This window comes from Brevibacterium sp. HMSC08F02 (genome assembly GCF_001807555.1).
Taxonomy (GTDB): domain Bacteria; phylum Actinomycetota; class Actinomycetes; order Actinomycetales; family Brevibacteriaceae; genus Brevibacterium; species Brevibacterium ravenspurgense.
On sequence record NZ_KV789367.1, the window covers coordinates 120,230 to 120,445 of the forward strand.

Consider the following 216-nt stretch of genomic DNA (forward strand, 5'->3'; position numbering starts at 1 on the left):
TGGGGGTGCTGGGGGCTGTGCGCACACCCGTTAGCAATGAATCCACGCTTTAGCCGCAAGGAGATTCCCGTTAGCAACAGAAACTCCCGTTAGCAGTTGTTGCTAAGGCGCAGATTCCGGCTAAAGGGTGTGCGGAGGTTTTAGGGCGAGGTGCCGGCCAGAGGGCGAGGTGCCGGACTGGCTGGGGGTGCTGGGGGCTGTGCGCACACCCGTTAG